Origin of the sequence: Rhodococcus sp. SG20037 (assembly GCF_031763325.1) — a bacterium.
Taxonomy (GTDB): domain Bacteria; phylum Actinomycetota; class Actinomycetes; order Mycobacteriales; family Mycobacteriaceae; genus Rhodococcus_F; species Rhodococcus_F qingshengii.
Map to the genome: position 1 here is coordinate 3,170,628 of NZ_CP134497.1, position 15,658 is coordinate 3,186,285.

Genomic DNA, 15,658 nt, shown 5'->3' on the forward strand with positions numbered 1-15,658 from the left:
TCAGGCTCGTTTCTTCCTCGGTGTGGTCGACTTCGACGAGCCGGCCTTGGAGGCGTTCGACTTCGCTTCGTCCACACTGCGCTGCAGTGCGGCAACCAGGTCGACCACCTCCGCATCGGTGCCCTCTTGGTCGACCTCGGCGGCGGGGATGACCTTCTTGCCGCCGTTCTCGATCATCTCGTCGAGCAACTGCCGCAGTTGGAGCTGGTAGTCGTCGGTGAACTCGGTCGGATCGAAGTCGCCCGCCATGCTCTCGACGAGCGTCTGCGCCATCTTCAGTTCCTTGGCCTTCGGCTTCTCCACGTCGTCGAGCGAAGGGAACTCTGCTGCGCGAACTTCGTCGGGCCACAGCAACGTCTGGATCACCAGGACGCCGTCGCGAGCGCGCATCGCGGCCAGGCGCGTCTTCTGTCGCAGCGTGAAATGCACCAGTGCCGTTCGATCACTCTCGGTGAGCACAGTCGAAAGCAGGACGTACGCCTTCGGCGACGCCGAATCGGGTTCGAGGAAGTAACTCTTCTCGAACAAGATCGGATCGATCTGATCGTTCGGCACGAATTCCAGCACCGGAATCTCGTGCTTCTCCGCAGCCGGGAGTTTGTTGAAGTCCTCGTCGCTCAAGATGACGCGCGATCCGTCTTCCGAGTCGTACGCCTTGTCGATGTCCGCGAACTGAACCGTGTTTCCGCACTCGGAACACACACGGTTGTACTTGATGCGGCCACCGTCTTTTGCATGGACCTGGTGAAATCGGATGTCGTGGTCCTCGGTCGCCGAGTACACCTTGACCGGGACGTTGACCAGACCGAAGGCTATCGAGCCTTTCCAAATCGAGCGCATGCCTCCCATGATGGTCGCCGCCGGCCGTTTGCGCGAGGCAAACGATCACGGTTGATCCCGAACCGTTGCGTGTGGATGGGTCGGTTCGGGGCGTATCGAGCGGGTATCCGCTTCGAGAACCCGACTCGCACACCTGGGGGACGCTCCGATGAGAATCCGAACCTACCGTCGACGCGTCACCGCGGCGCTGGCGATTTCACTGGTTCCACTGCTGTTTGCGCCTTTGCCCGCGAACGCAGATCCGGCACGAACCGTAACCATCAGCGTCCACTCCGATGCGATGGGCCGCGACATTCCACTCGAGATGATCCTCCCCGCCGACACGAGCGCCCCACGGCCCACGTTGTATCTGCTCAACGGCGCCGGTGGTGGCGAGGACAGTGCAACGTGGGAAGGACGGACCGATGTCCTGGACTTCTTCGCCGACAAGAACGTCAACGTCGTGACGCCGCTGGAAGGAGCGTTCAGCTACTACACCGACTGGCAGAAAGACGATCCCGTACTCGGGCGCAACAAGTGGCAGACGTTCCTCACTCGCGAACTGCCGCCCGTCATCGATGCGCAGTTCGGTACCAACGGGGTCAACTCCATCGCGGCGATTTCGATGACGGCGACGTCGGTACTCAATCTCGCGATCTCGGCACCAGGGCTCTATCGGAGTGTCGGGGCCTACAGCGGGTGCGCGGAGACTTCCACCCAGCCGGGTCAGGACTATGTGCGGTTGGTGGTCGGCGCGCGGGGTGGCGCTGATCCGACAAACATGTGGGGACCGTTCGACGGTCCGGGGTGGCGCGAGAACGATCCGGTCGTGAACGCGGAGAAGTTGCGGGGGACCGCACTGTACGTTTCCACCGGATCCGGGCTGCCAGGTCCGCACGACAACCTTCAGGCACCCGATGTGAACGGAAATCCCGGAGCCCTCCTTAATCAGATCGTCGTCGGCGGCATCATCGAATCCGCGGTCAACGGGTGCACGCACGGCTTGGCGGACCGACTGAACGCACTGGGCATCCCCGCGACGTTCGACTTCAAGCCGACCGGAACCCACTCGTGGGGCTACTGGCAGGACGACCTACACAATTCCTGGCCGATGATCGCCGGCTCGATGGGAGCGCAGTAGTCGGTCCGGAGTGCTCACCTCAGAAACGGCGCGCGCATCAACGTCTTTCGGACGTGCCACGGTGACGATCGGAACAGGGTTGCCATCACCTTCGCCGTCGCGGACGCGTCCCGCCGATCGGACAGGTAGGACCGCTGAGCCTCGACCGGTAGATCGAAGAACGTGTCGAAGAATGTCGCGACCTCTCCCGAGCCGAGGGTGAGAAGTGTGTTCAGGCCAACGCGGCGAAGGGCAGACACCGCCTTGGCCGACCGCGGCCAGAGCGCCGCGTTGGGATCTCCACCGTCGGCGATTGCTTTGGCGACAGCGTCTGCCTCGGCGAGTGACGAGGCAACGCTGTATCCGGTTCCCGGATGCATCAGACCGCCTCGCCCGCCGAAACGGAGGACACCGTCGGGGAACGATTCCTTCGGGCCTTCGACTGCAAAACGGACTCGCTCGACCGGTGCGTCGTCGGGGACTTCGCAGCCCCGATTGCGAAGCCGGGTGCGCAGACGCGCTTCGAGTTCGCGGAGCCCCAACGCCGGCCGGCCGACGAGGCAGGTCTCCTCGAGGAGAACTCGCTCGTCATCGAGTGGGACCGCATAGAGAAACGACGGAGTGTCGGCGTCGGAGGCGCCGTTGTCTGTTCGCCAGTCCATGAACCAGGCTTCGCCACCACCCAGAATCGGATCGGCCAGAGCGCGGTCGACGATCACTCCGAAGGCGGTCTGCTGGGCGATTGTCACCGTCAGTTCGGTACCCCGGGCGTCGATGACGACGGAACCTGTCAGCTGCGATCCGTCCACGCACAGGACGGCGGTAGGTGACAGTGTTTGAGCACGCAAGGCTCTGAACTGTACGGATGTGCCTGAGAGAAATGATTGCAGTAAAGATGTATTCAATACGCAATATGTGCGATCAAGCGTTTTCTGTCTGCGGGTCCACACGCTCGGGCGTTCGATCCGGCTTGCGATCACATCGACCGGCAGCCACGACGGCAGCTCGTCAGCCCACGCCGAATAGGTCGGCGTCCACACCCGATGGGGATGCGGATCGACAACGACGACGGTGAGTTGCCGGGCGATACAGCGGGTGGCGAGTGCCCGCCCGGCCGGGCCGCCACCGACGATCACCACGTCGGCGGAGGAGTTGTCTGTGCTCACGACCGGCGCACTACATCGATCCCGTTGCGAGCAGACCGCCGTCGACCCGGACCGTTTCGCCCGTGATCCACGCCGCCGCGTCGGAGACGAGGAAGCCGACCAGACCGGCAACGTCCTCGGGGGTGCCGAGCCGCTTCATCGGGTAGCCCGCCGACGCCTTGTCCTCGCCGGCAGCGACCAGGGCTGCCGCGAACTGCGTCTTGACGATCCCGGGAGCTACGGCGTTGACACGAATCTTCGGTCCCAGTTGCCAGGCCAGTTCTTCCGTCAGGCGGATGAGCGCAGCCTTCGACGCGCCGTACGCCGCGATGACGCCCGTCGACCGGATCCCGGCCACACTTGCCAGGTTCACGACGGCTCCACCGTGTTCGCCCATCCATGCCCGATGTGCTTGCTGGACGTAACCGAGGGCGGCAACCACATTCACGTCGAAGATCTTGCGCACGGCGTCGAGGTCCGCTTCCATGAGCGAACCGAAGACGGGGTTGATTCCGGTGTTGTTGACCAGAATGTCGAGTGAACCGAATTCGGACACGGCGCGGTCGACGGCACCGGAGCGGGCTTCGGCATCGGCTGCGTTGCCCGCGAATGCGACGACCTTTCCGCCGTGCCCCAGAGCGGACAGCTCGGATGCGGCGGCCTCGAGAGGCTCCGGCTTGCGGGCTGTGATCAAGACGTCGGCACCGCGAGCGAGGAGTTCGGCGGCGACAGCTTTGCCGATTCCGCGACTTGCGCCGGTGACGATGGCGGCACGGCCTTCGAGGTCGCGAGGACGAGTGCTGTTTTCGCTAGTCATGTCCCGAACGTTAGCGGACTCACACGCTGCTGGTCGGAACGACCGTCAGGTCACGGTAAAATCGATAGTTCTTGTGTCTGTAGTCAGGCATTGTTTACCCGTATTCGTCGTTTTTCCTGAGGAGTTTGCTTGATTACCGCCACTGACCTCGAAGTTCGTGCCGGTGTCCGCACCCTTCTCACGGCTCCCGGGCCTTCGTTGCGCATCCAGCCGGGCGACCGGATCGGACTCGTCGGACGTAACGGAGCCGGAAAGACGACCACACTGCGCATCCTCGCCGGCGAAGGTGAGGCATATGCGGGAAGCGTCGTACGTACCGGTGAACTCGGATACCTCCCGCAGGACCCCAAAGAGGGCGACCTGAGCGTCCTCGCCAAGGACCGGGTTCTCTCCGCACGTGGCCTCGACACGATGCTCCGCGAGATGGAGAAGCAGCAGATTCTGATGGGCGAGGTGCTCGATCAGGAATCGCAGGACCGCGCGGTCAAGAAGTACGGTCAGCTCGAGGATCGGTTCTCGGCCCTCGGCGGATACGAAGCCGAGAGTGAAGCCGCACGCATCACCAGCAGCCTCGGTCTCGAAGACCGCATTCTCGGGCAGCCGCTCAGCACGCTGTCCGGCGGTCAGCGTCGTCGCGTCGAATTGGCGCGCATCCTCTTCGCCGCCTCCGACGGCAGCGGTGCCCGCTCGGACACGACTCTGCTGCTCGACGAGCCCACCAACCACCTCGACGCCGACTCCATCACCTGGCTACGTGGCTTCCTCCAGAACCACGAGGGTGGACTGGTGGTCATCAGCCACGACGTCGACCTGCTCAACGACGTCGTCAACCGCGTGTGGTTCCTCGATGCCGTCCGCGGTGAGGCCGACGTCTACAACATGAACTGGAAGAAGTACCTCGACGCTCGTGCCACGGACGAGCAGCGTCGTCGCCGCGAGCGCGCCAATGCCGAGAAGAAGGCCGGTGCGCTGCGGATTCAGGCCGCCAAGATGGGCGCAAAGGCAACCAAGGCCGTCGCGGCTCAGAACATGGCCAAGCGAGCCGACAAATTGATGGCGAACCTCGATGCCGAACGTGTCTCGGACAAGGTTGCGCGGATTCGTTTCCCCGAACCCGCCGCTTGTGGCAAGACTCCTCTGATGGGCAAGAACCTCACCAAGGTGTACGGCTCGCTCGAGATCTTCACCGGTGTCGATCTCGCGATCGATCGTGGGTCTCGTGTGGTGATCCTCGGACTCAACGGTGCAGGTAAGACCACACTGCTCCGCATCCTCGCGGGCGCGGAGAAAGCGGACGCTGGTGAGCTGATCGCCGGTCACGGACTCAAGGTCGGCTACTTCGCTCAGGAGCACGACACCCTCGACGACGACGCGTCCGTGTGGGAGAACATCCGCCACGCCGCGCCGGACACAGGGGAGCAGGAACTGCGTTCGCTGCTCGGTGCCTTCATGTTCACCGGCCCGCAGCTCGAACAGCCGGCCGGAACGCTCTCGGGTGGTGAAAAGACGCGTCTGGCTCTGGCCGGTCTGGTGTCGTCCGCTGCCAACGTTCTGCTTCTCGACGAGCCCACCAACAACCTGGACCCGATCTCACGCGAGCAGGTGCTCGACGCGCTCCGCAGCTACACCGGTGCCGTCGTCCTGGTCACCCACGATCCGGGTGCTGCCGAGGCACTCAACCCCGAGCGGGTCATCCTCCTGCCCGACGGCAACGAGGACCACTGGTCGCAGGAGTACCTCGAGCTGATCCAGCTCGCCTAACCCCCTGTGCGCCTTTTTGGTAGTGGGAACTACCAAAAAGGCGCACAGGGGCGAAGCCCCTCAATCTCTCCGCCGCACCGATTCCTCGACCAGATCGAGAACCGCTGACAGGTTGTCGACGCCGTGGCCGGAGGCGATTCTCGCGACCAGGCCGTCCATCACCAGATCCAGGTATCCGATCAGAATTTCGGTGGGGACGTCGTCACGGAGTCTGCCTGCCGATTTCTGTCTGGCGAGACGCGCACTGGTCGCTTCCGTCAGTTCTACGGAGCGCTGTGACCACTTCTCGCGGAAATCGGCGTCGTTGCGCAGTCGACGCGCTATCTCCAGTCGCGTTCCCAGCCAATCGAATTGGTCGGGCTGCGCGAGCATGTCCCGCATGACCTGGACGAGGCCCTCTTCGGCGACGACATCTGCCATCCGGCTCGCATCCTCGCTTGCGAGAGCGAGGAACAGGCCGTCCTTGTCCTTGAAGTGATGGAAGATCGCTCCGCGGGACAAACCGGTGACTTCTTCGAGACGGCGAACTGTGGCGCCGTCGTAGCCGTATTCCGCAAAGCAGCGGCGGGCGCCGTCAAGGATCTGACTGCGCCGTGCCGCGAGATGGTCTTCACTGACCTTGGGCACGGGCATCCCTCCTTTGTCGGGTTGCCTGTGAACACTTTCGGCCGTAGGCGCTGAATGTCGACTCAGTGCACAAAGCGCTCACGACCACCGATGAAACCTGGTTCGCCTTCCGGCGAAAGTGGTCGTGAGCGCTTTGTGACCCGTCAGGGGCCGAAAGTGCTCACAGGCACGTAGTGCCTACTAGCCGCGGATCATGTTGCGAAGCACGTACTGCAGGATGCCGCCGTTGCGGTAGTAATCCGCTTCGCCGGGGGTATCGATGCGTACGACTGCGTCGAACACGACCTTCTCGCCGTTCTCGCGCGTCGCCGTGACCTTCATGGTCTTCGGGGTGACGCCCTCGTTGAGCTTCTCGACACCTTCGATGTCGAAGGTCTCGGTGCCGTCGAGCTTGAGCGAACCTGCGGACTCGCCGACCGGGAACTGCAGCGGGACAACGCCCATGCCGATCAGGTTGGAGCGGTGGATGCGCTCGAACGACTCGGTGATGACGGCCTTGACGCCGAGCAGGCTCGTGCCCTTGGCTGCCCAGTCACGCGAGGATCCGGAGCCGTACTCCTTGCCGCCCAGGACGACCAGCGGGATGCCGGCTGCCTGGTAGTTCTGCGACGCGTCGTAGATGAATGCCTGCGGTGCGCCTTCCTGCGTGAAGTCGCGGGTGTAACCACCCGAGACGTCGTCGAGGAGCTGGTTGCGCAGACGGATGTTCGCGAACGTTCCGCGAATCATGACCTCGTGGTTACCGCGACGCGAGCCGAGCGAGTTGTAATCCGCACGCTCGACGCCATGGGAGTCGAGGTACTGCGCAGCGGGGGTGCCGACCTTGATCGGACCTGCCGGGCTGATGTGGTCGGTGGTGACCGAGTCGCCGAGCAGTGCGAGGACGCGAGCGCCCTTGATGTCCTTGACCGGAGCCGGATCCATCGTCATGCCGTCGAAGTAAGGTGGCTTCCGCACGTAGGTGGAGTTCTCGTCCCACTCGAAGGTGTCACCCTTCGGGGTTTCGAGGTTCTGCCAGCGGCTGTCGCCCGCAAAGATGGTTGCGTACGACTTGCGGAACATGTCCTGGTCGATCGAGGACTTGATGGTCTCTTCGATTTCCTGCGTGGACGGCCAGATGTCCTTGAGGTAGACGGGGTTTCCGTCGGTGTCGTTACCGAGCGAATCGGTCTCGAAGTCGAAGTCCATGGTTCCGGCGAGGCCGTAGGCAATCACGAGCGGCGGGGAAGCCAGGTAGTTCATCTTGACGTCGGGGGAGATACGTCCCTCGAAGTTACGGTTACCCGAGAGCACCGCGGTGACCGAGAGGTCGTTGTCGTTGATCGCCTTCGAGACTGCCTCGGGCAGCGGTCCGGTGTTACCGATGCACGTGGTGCAGCCGTAACCACCGAGGTAGTAACCGAGCTTCTCGAGGTACGGCCACAGGCCGGCCTTCTCGTAGTAGTCGGTGACGACCTGCGAACCGGGAGCCATGTTGGTCTTGACCCACGGCTTGGTGGCGAGGCCCTTTTCGACGGCGTTGCGTGCGAGCAGTGCAGCGCCGAGCATGACCGACGGGTTGGACGTGTTGGTGCAGGAGGTGATACCTGCAACGACGACGGCGCCGTGGTCGAGAACGAACTCACCGGCGTCGGACTTGACGACGACCGGCTTGCTCGGACGGCCTTCTGCACCGTTGGCAGCAGAGAGAACGTCGACCGCTCCGTCGTCGGCAAACGACAGAACCGCGGGATCGGAAGCCGGGAAGGACTCTTCGACGGCCTCGTCGAGCTGGGTGTGCTCGGTCGGGTGGTTCTCTTCCACGTAGTTGTGGATGTCCTTGCGGAACGCAGTCTTGGACTCCGACAACAGGATTCGGTCCTGCGGGCGCTTCGGGCCGGCGATCGAGGGAACAACGGTTCCCAGATCCAGCTCGATGTACTCCGAGAAGACGGGTTCCTTGTCGGGGTTGTGCCACAGGCCCTGTTCCTTGGCGTACGCCTCGACGAGAGCGAGCTGCTCGTCGCTGCGGCCGGTGAGGCGCAGGTATTCGATGGTCTCGGCGTCGATCGGGAAGATCGCTGCGGTGGAACCGAATTCGGGGCTCATGTTGCCCAGCGTCGCGCGGTTCGCGAGCGGAACCTCGGCAACACCGTTGCCGTAGAACTCGACGAACTTGCCGACGACGCCGTGCTTACGGAGCATCTCGGTGGCGGTGAGCACGACGTCGGTTGCGGTGACGCCGGGCTTGATCTCACCGGAGAGCTTGAAGCCGACGACGCGGGGGATCAGCATGGAGACGGGCTGGCCGAGCATTGCTGCCTCGGCCTCGATGCCGCCGACGCCCCAGCCGAGCACGCCGAGGCCGTTGACCATCGTGGTGTGCGAGTCGGTGCCGACACAGGTGTCGGGGTATGCCTGTCCGTTACGCGACATGACGGTGGGTGCCAGGTACTCGATGTTGACCTGGTGAACGATGCCCATTCCCGGGGGGACGACCTTGAAGTCGTCGAATGCGCCCTGGCCCCAACGGAGGAACTGGTAACGCTCGCCGTTGCGCTCGTATTCGAGGTCGACGTTGCGCTCGAGTGCGTCGGCCTGGCCGAAGACGTCGAGGATGACCGAGTGGTCGATGACCATGTCGGCGGGGGAGAGCGGGTTGACCTTGTTCGGGTCGCCGCCGAGGGTGGTGACGGCCTCACGCATGGTGGCGAGGTCGACGATGCAAGGAACGCCGGTGAAGTCCTGCATGATCACGCGGGCAGGCGTGAACTGGATTTCGATGCTCGGCTCGGCTGAGGGATCCCAGCTTGCGATTGCGCGGATGTGATCCGCGGTGATGTTGGCGCCGTCTTCGGTGCGGAGAAGGTTCTCGGCGAGAACCTTCAAGGAATAGGGCAATTTCTCGGTGCCGGGGACGGCCGAGAGGCGGAAGATCTCGTAAGAGTTCTCACCGACCTCGAGGGTTCCCTTGGCTCCGAATGAATCGATACTGGTGCTCACGTCTGCTCCACTCGTCTATGAGGGTCGCTACCGACGGGGCTGTGTCGGCAGCTGAAGCGAGGTACTTCGGCCGGGAAGATCCTCCGTAGCTCACGCCAATCGCACAGTTCGCGTGAGAACTGTCCGAACATCGGAGCTGCAGTAGAACCTGTCCTGACCGGTGGTACCTCTTGGTCCAAGTCTAACAGTACGCTTGTCCTGTGAGAATTCAGGGCAAGTTGACCGAAACAATCTTCATGCAGACTGCGGGCCTGCGCAACGCAGGCTTGGCTGGGTGACCGCACCCACAGCTACCGCTCGGGCGGCACGCGCGGCGGTTGTGTGTGACGCCTGGTGGCAGTCGACCTGAAGTAGGGTGCATGCAGGCCCGTCGCGGGTCGGCCGCCGAAAAACGACCTCGGAAGAACTCCCCGCATCTCAGCGGTGGACGGAATCCGAACAGCACCCGGATGAGAGATGTCTGCTCCTACAAATCACGCTTTTGCGCCTGTGCACGTGAAGTCCCCGTTGCACGTCGCTGTTCCGTCGGACGTCGATCTCGACGACGTGCTCGCGGACATTTCGACGGACGGCGTCTCCGCCCCCGCGGATGATGTTGCGGGGCTGACCGCGGTGGTGACCGACGCTCGTGAACGTGGTGTCGACTTGAGCGTCGTAGTAGTCGACGCAAATCCGGGCCGGCCGTCCGATCTTCGAGACCTGGCCACGACGGTCGGCAAAACAGAAGGCGGAACGGTTCTCGTTCTGAGCCCTGACTGGATGGGTAGCTACAGCGATTCGATCAGTCGAGTGCAGCTCGAAACTGCACAGGACCGATCTTTCGGCGAAAGCGCAAGCGTGACCGCGGACCGCTTCTCGCACGAGATCGTGGCGCCAGGTCCGCCGTGGACGCTTTACACGGTCCTTGTCATCGCAGTGGTGGCGGTTATTGCCGGAATTACCTTTGCCGTCAAGTGGCGGCGAGAGCCAGAAAACGCGCAAACCAGACATATCGCTTCGCCTTCGGAAACACCAGCACCATCCGACCACCGGGCCGATTCCGTCTGACCTTGGTCCTCTTGCGAGATTTTCAGTAACTCGTCGAAAACAGGTACTCACCGCTGTTTGCGGTGAGTACCTGCCCTTTTTGGTGCCTGCATGCCATTCGACCAGCTCAAATACCGTTTGTGTTATTTGTGGCTAAAGTTTCCAAAGAGCGCTTGAGTGTCGTACGGTACAACTGGCACTTTTTGGGGAAGAAGTGTCGCAGACAGGCTGATGTTGTTCGACGCGTACTTGTCGGTTGCCTCGTTCTCGAGGTGTCGACGGTGGCGTTCGTACGGCACGTCCAGGTCGACGAGCAGCTCTCGGGCTGTGGGCGACCGGTGCTTGGTCTGCGCATTCCCTCCCCGCACGGATCGGCGACCCAGCGGGCCGTGGCGTTACACGCGAGGGAGAGTTATTTGTGAGGCAAGTAACACGTGGCGGCGAGTCCCGTCGTGGTCCTTCCCGTAAATCGATGCGCCTGGCGCAACTGGTCATCGGATTCGGCGTCGTCGGATCCCTGATCGTCGGGACGCCGGCCATGTCCTCGGCCGTACCGCCACCGCCGCCGAATCCGAGTGACTCGGATATCGCCGCGGCAGATTCGCAGGTCTCGTCGAGCGTCGGCACCGTCAGCGCGCTCATCAATCAAGTCGCATCGGCAAACGAACAGTTGTCGGCACTCGACAACGAAGTTGCGATCAAGCGTGAAGACGTCAACAAGACTCTCGTGGATCTGCAGAACGCTCGCGGCGCCGCAGACTCCGCAGCGCAGGCCGTCGGAGTCACGAAACAAGCTCTGAAGGACGCGTCGGCGCAGATCGAGGTCGCTCAGACGGACTTCGACAAGTACGCACGCTCGAGCTACGTCAAGGGCACCAATACTGCGTCGATCTCGTCGTTCCTCGACGCCAAGGGTCCTGGCGACGTTCTCGACCGCGCCCAGGTCCTCAAGCTTCTCGCCAATACGCAGAGTGCAGTGCTCGACGGTCTCCAGCGAGCACGCACCGAGCAGGCGAACAAGGATTCCGCGACCCGCCAGGCCAAGCAGCAGGCCGATGCCGCCGCCGAGGTCGCGGCACAACTGAAGGATCTGGCGGAGCAGGCGATTCAGATCGCGCGCAACGCTCTCGATCAGCAGGTAGCCAAGAAGGCCGCGATCGAAGCCGAGCGCAACTCTGCCCAGGCTCAGCTCGACGCCGCCCGCAACGCCGTCGCCGGCTTGCAGGGTCAACGCCAGGCATACGCGACCTGGGACGAACAGCGCCGTGCCGAGGAAGCGCATCAGAAGGCTCTCGAAGCCGCTGCCAAGGAAGCGGCCGCTCAGGCCGCCGCCCGTGCCGCAGCCGACCAGGCAGCCAAGGATCGAGCTGCCGCACTGGCAGCAGCCCAGCGTCCGCACACCGCGGTCGAAGACCCGACTCCGACCGTCATCCCCGACGACGACGACACCTGGACTGACGAAGAAACAGGGACCGACGAGGAAACAGGCACGGACGAAGAGACCGGCACCGACGAGGAAACGGTCACGACGCCCAAGCCCACCACCCCGAAGCCGACGACGCCGAAACCCACCACTCCGAAGCCTTCCGTCACCGGAAGCGCTGCAATCGAATCCGTCATCGACCGCGGAATGTCTCAGCTAGGCGTGCAGTATGCCTGGGGCGGCGGCGACGAGAACGGTCCGACGCGAGGCATCCGTGACGGCGGCGTCGCTGACAGTTACGGCGACTTCAACAAGGTCGGGTTCGACTGCTCCGGCTTGATGATTTATGCCTTTGCCGGCATCGGGATCTCGCTGCCGCACTACACCGGCTATCAGTACACCGCAGGCACTCAGGTTCCGTCTTCGGAGATGAAGCGCGGCGACATGATCTTCTACGGCCCCAACGCCAGCCAACACGTGGCGCTCTACCTCGGTAACGGTCAGATGCTCGAGGCACCACAATCCGGTTCGAGTGTCATGGTCTCACCGGTTCGGTGGGGCGGAATGACGCCGTACGCCGTCCGACTGGTGTCCTGACCGTCAGAGGAAATGCCGCTGACACCCGCATTGTCAGGGAAGTATCAAGTTCCCGACGTGGTGTTACGGCATCGAGCGCAACTACCTGGAATAGTTGACGAGGAACACGTTACTGTCGGTACTTTTCTAGGTGAAAGCGATGGATTCTTGGTGACCTCACGTGAAGATTCGGTCGGAACGGTCGACGTAAGCAAGGCGAGTGGAAGTGCGGACGGAGCAGCACCTTCCCTGGCAGCCGACGTTCAGACCTTGGAACGAGCGATTTACGAGGTCAAGCGAGTCATCGTCGGGCAGGACCGGCTTGTCGAGCGCATTCTCGTCGGACTTCTCGCCAAGGGGCACGTCCTCCTCGAAGGCGTACCCGGTGTCGCCAAGACGCTGGCTGTCGAGACTTTCGCGAAGGTCGTCGGCGGTTCGTTCTCCCGCGTCCAGTTCACCCCGGACTTGGTGCCCACCGACCTGATCGGCACGCGCATCTACCGTCAGGGCCGCGAGGAGTTCGACACCGAACTCGGCCCCGTCGTCGCCAACTTCGTGTTGGCCGACGAGATCAACCGTGCCCCGGCCAAGGTGCAGTCCGCGCTCCTCGAGGTGATGGCAGAACGCCACGTCTCGATCGGTGGCAAGCGGTACCACATGCCCGATCCGTTCCTGGTGATGGCGACGCAGAACCCCATCGAGAACGAGGGCGTCTACCCGCTCCCCGAAGCGCAGCGCGACCGCTTCCTGTTCAAGATCCTCGTCGATTACCCGACAGTGGAGGAAGAACGCGAAATCGTCTACCGGATGGGCGTCGCGGCCCCGGAGCCGCACCAGATCCTCGGTCCGGAGGAGTTGGTCAGGCTCCAACGTGTCGCCAGCAACGTCTTCGTTCACCACGCGCTCGTCGATTACGTTGTCCGGGTCATCGCCGCTACGCGTACGCCGCGTGAGGTCGGACTCGAGGACGTCGCGGGCTGGATCGCGTACGGTGCCTCACCCCGTGCGACGCTCGGCATCATCGCCGCGTCGCGAGCTCTCGCTCTCGTCCGCGGGCGCGACTACGTAGTGCCGCAGGACGTCATCGAGGTGATCCCGGACGTGCTGCGCCACCGCCTCGTTCTTTCCTACGACGCCATGGCCGACGAGGTGACTCCCGACGCCGTCATCGCCCGGGTGCTGCAGACCGTCGGACTGCCGCAGATCGCCGCGCGGCCGGTTCCTACCGTTCCCGGACCGCCCCAGCAGGGCGCACCGCAAGCACCGCAGTTCAACGCACCGGGCACAGCTAATCCGCAGGGCACAGCTAATCCGCAGGGCAACGGCGCGCCGATCGCGACCGCTGAGACGATGAGTCGCCCGCAGTGACCGAAGGCCGCGACGGTGGCCAGGCGACACCCGCCGGATCCACCGGTTCTCCGCCGTCGTTCCGATCCGGCGAGCTCAGCGACCCCAAACTCACCGCTGCGCTGCGCACCCTCGAGCTGACGGTTCGCCGCCGCCTCGACGGTGTGCTGCACGGCGATCATCTCGGCCTGATTCCCGGTCCGGGTTCGGAGCCGGGAGATGCCCGCGAGTATCAGCCGGGCGACGACGTGCGGCAGATGGACTGGTCCGTCACCGCACGGACGACGCACCCACACGTGCGTCAGTCGGTCGCAGATCGTGAGCTCGAGACGTGGCTCGTCATCGACTTGTCCGCAAGTCTCGACTTCGGGACCGCCGGATGCGAGAAGCGCGACCTGGTCGTCGCCGCAGCCGCGGCGATCACTCACCTGACCAGTTCGGGCGGTAACCGCGTCGGCGCCATCATCTCGACCGGCGCACAGACAACTCGAATTCCGGCCCGCGGTGGGCGAATTCACGCACAGGCGATGCTCCGCAAGATCGCGACGACTCCGCACGCGCCGGACGGGGTACGCGGTGATCTGGTCGGCGCGATCGAAGCGCTCAGACGCCCACAGCGTCGGCGCGGACTGGCGGTGGTCATCAGTGACTTCCTCGGACCGATCGACTGGGAACGCTCGCTGCGCGCCATTTCAGGACGGCACGACATGCTCGGTGTCGAAGTGGTCGATCCGCGAGACCTCGAACTGCCCGACGTGGGCGACGTGGTGCTCCACGATCCCGAGTCCGGCCGGACCAGAGAATTCACCACGACGCCGCAATTGCGCGCCGACTTCGCCAGAGTCGCCGCCGAGCACCGCGTCGAGGTCAGGCAAGCTCTACGTCGTTGCGGCGCACCGCTCATGTCCCTGCACACCGATCGGGACTGGATCGCCGACGTCGTGAGATTCATCTCGGCACGCCGACACAGTTATGGTGCCGGCGCCGGAACTGGGGGCGTTCGTTCGTGAGTCTTTCTCAATTCACCGCACCGTGGTGGCTGCTGTTCCTCGCTGTCATCGCCGCGTTGGTGGTCGGTTACGTACTCGTGCAGAAGCAGCGAGCCAAGCACACACTTCGGTTCACGAACTTCGCACTGTTGGAGAAGGTCGCGCCTTCGCGGCCCGGGCGGTGGCGTCATATTCCGGCGATTCTGATGGTCATCGCATTGGTGTTCTTCACCGTCGCCCTTGCCGGTCCGACGGCAGACAAGAAGGTCCCGCGAAACCGCGCCACGGTGATCCTCGTGATCGACGTGTCGCTGTCGATGCAGGCCACCGACGTCGAGCCGACGCGATTGGCAGCAGCGCAGGAAGCTGCGAAGTCGTTCGCCGACGGTCTGACTCCCGGCATCAACCTCGGGTTGGTCGCATTTGCCGGAACGGCTTCGGTTCTGGTGTCGCCCACCACGAATCGTGACGCGACGAAGGTCGCCATCGACAACCTCAAGCTCAGTGAGCGAACGGCGACGGGCGAAGCGATCTTCACCTCGTTGCAGTCGATCGACACGCTGTCGGCTGTTCTCGGCGGCAGCGATCAGGCGCCACCGGCGCGCATCGTGTTGCTGTCCGACGGTAAGCAGACCGTTCCCGAAAACTCGGACGATCCGCGGGGCGGATTCACCGCTGCCCGTCAGGCCAAGGACAAGGGCGTTCCGATCTCGACCATTTCCTTCGGAACGACATACGGGCGAGTCGAGATCGAAGGAGACCGAATCCCCGTCCCGGTCGACGACGCGTCATTGAAGGAGATCGCCAACCTTTCCGGCGGAAGTTTCTTCACGGCATCGAGCCTCGAAGAACTGCGCCAGGTGTACGACACGCTCGAAGAGCAGATCGGTTTCGAGACGACACGAGGCGATGCGAGTCGACCGTGGTTGGTTCTCGGCGTCGTGTTCGCGACCGCTGGTCTGACGATTGCCCTGGTACGCAGGCAGCGTCTGCCCTGATCGAGAGCAGTTCCGAATTGTCCAAATA

At 63.5% G+C, this 15,658-nt stretch carries 12 protein-coding genes; 7 read left to right on the forward strand and 5 right to left on the reverse strand.

What is annotated here, in order from left to right:
* On the reverse strand, positions 1-849 hold the full coding sequence (locus RHP72_RS14745) for a Ku protein (protein WP_020907736.1): 849 nt from the start codon (positions 847-849) through the stop codon (positions 1-3).
* A 139-nt stretch (positions 850-988) separates the two neighbouring features.
* Here RHP72_RS14745 and RHP72_RS14750 point away from each other — a divergent pair, with 139 nt between their 5' ends.
* Entirely contained in the window at positions 989-1,960 is a 972-nt protein-coding gene (locus tag RHP72_RS14750) for an alpha/beta hydrolase family protein (protein ID WP_192712426.1), read from the forward strand.
* Between the two features lie 14 nt (positions 1,961-1,974).
* On the opposite strand, the gene RHP72_RS14755 is transcribed toward RHP72_RS14750, so the two are convergent.
* Together RHP72_RS14755 and RHP72_RS14760 are read right to left on the reverse strand one after the other, a co-directional pair.
* Complete coding sequence (locus tag RHP72_RS14755; protein WP_192712425.1) at positions 1,975-3,105, reverse strand: lycopene cyclase family protein; 1,131 nt, start codon at positions 3,103-3,105, stop codon at positions 1,975-1,977.
* Between the two features lie 10 nt (positions 3,106-3,115).
* Complete coding sequence (locus RHP72_RS14760) at positions 3,116-3,901, reverse strand: SDR family oxidoreductase (protein ID WP_047270400.1); 786 nt, start codon at positions 3,899-3,901, stop codon at positions 3,116-3,118.
* Between the two features lie 129 nt (positions 3,902-4,030).
* Here RHP72_RS14760 and RHP72_RS14765 point away from each other — a divergent pair, with 129 nt between their 5' ends.
* Positions 4,031-5,662 carry an ABC-F family ATP-binding cassette domain-containing protein gene (locus RHP72_RS14765; protein ID WP_003944932.1) on the forward strand — a complete coding sequence of 544 codons (1,632 nt, stop codon included), beginning with the start codon at positions 4,031-4,033 and terminating at the stop codon, positions 5,660-5,662.
* A gap of 60 nt (positions 5,663-5,722) precedes the next feature.
* On the opposite strand, the gene RHP72_RS14770 is transcribed toward RHP72_RS14765, so the two are convergent.
* Both RHP72_RS14770 and acnA read right to left on the reverse strand, forming a co-directional pair.
* On the reverse strand, positions 5,723-6,289 hold the full coding sequence (locus RHP72_RS14770; RefSeq protein WP_003944970.1) for a TetR/AcrR family transcriptional regulator: 567 nt from the start codon (positions 6,287-6,289) through the stop codon (positions 5,723-5,725).
* Between the two features lie 180 nt (positions 6,290-6,469).
* Positions 6,470-9,271 (reverse strand): aconitate hydratase AcnA, encoded by a 2,802-nt coding sequence (gene acnA / locus RHP72_RS14775; protein ID WP_007727883.1) that lies wholly within the window; start codon positions 9,269-9,271, stop codon positions 6,470-6,472.
* Between the two features lie 456 nt (positions 9,272-9,727).
* On the opposite strand from acnA, the gene RHP72_RS14780 reads away from it, so the two are divergent.
* The 5 genes from RHP72_RS14780 to RHP72_RS14800 all read left to right on the forward strand — a co-directional run bounded on the left by RHP72_RS14780 (position 9,728) and on the right by RHP72_RS14800 (position 15,630).
* Complete coding sequence (locus tag RHP72_RS14780; protein WP_070162284.1) at positions 9,728-10,318, forward strand: DUF6676 family protein; 591 nt, start codon at positions 9,728-9,730, stop codon at positions 10,316-10,318.
* A 451-nt stretch (positions 10,319-10,769) separates the two neighbouring features.
* Positions 10,770-12,317, forward strand: coding sequence for an NlpC/P60 family protein (locus tag RHP72_RS14785; protein ID WP_003944866.1), 1,548 nt, complete (start codon positions 10,770-10,772; stop codon positions 12,315-12,317).
* Positions 12,318-12,467: 150 nt separating this feature from the next.
* Positions 12,468-13,664: a MoxR family ATPase gene (locus tag RHP72_RS14790; RefSeq protein ID WP_003944917.1), complete on the forward strand. Its 1,197-nt coding sequence runs from the start codon at positions 12,468-12,470 to the stop codon at positions 13,662-13,664.
* Complete coding sequence (locus RHP72_RS14795; RefSeq protein ID WP_283376413.1) at positions 13,661-14,653, forward strand: DUF58 domain-containing protein; 993 nt, start codon at positions 13,661-13,663, stop codon at positions 14,651-14,653. Before RHP72_RS14790 ends, RHP72_RS14795 begins: the two co-directional genes overlap by 4 nt.
* Positions 14,650-15,630 (forward strand): VWA domain-containing protein, encoded by a 981-nt coding sequence (locus RHP72_RS14800; RefSeq protein ID WP_003944878.1) that lies wholly within the window; start codon positions 14,650-14,652, stop codon positions 15,628-15,630. Before RHP72_RS14795 ends, RHP72_RS14800 begins: the two co-directional genes overlap by 4 nt.
* Positions 15,631-15,658 lie beyond the last annotated feature (28 nt).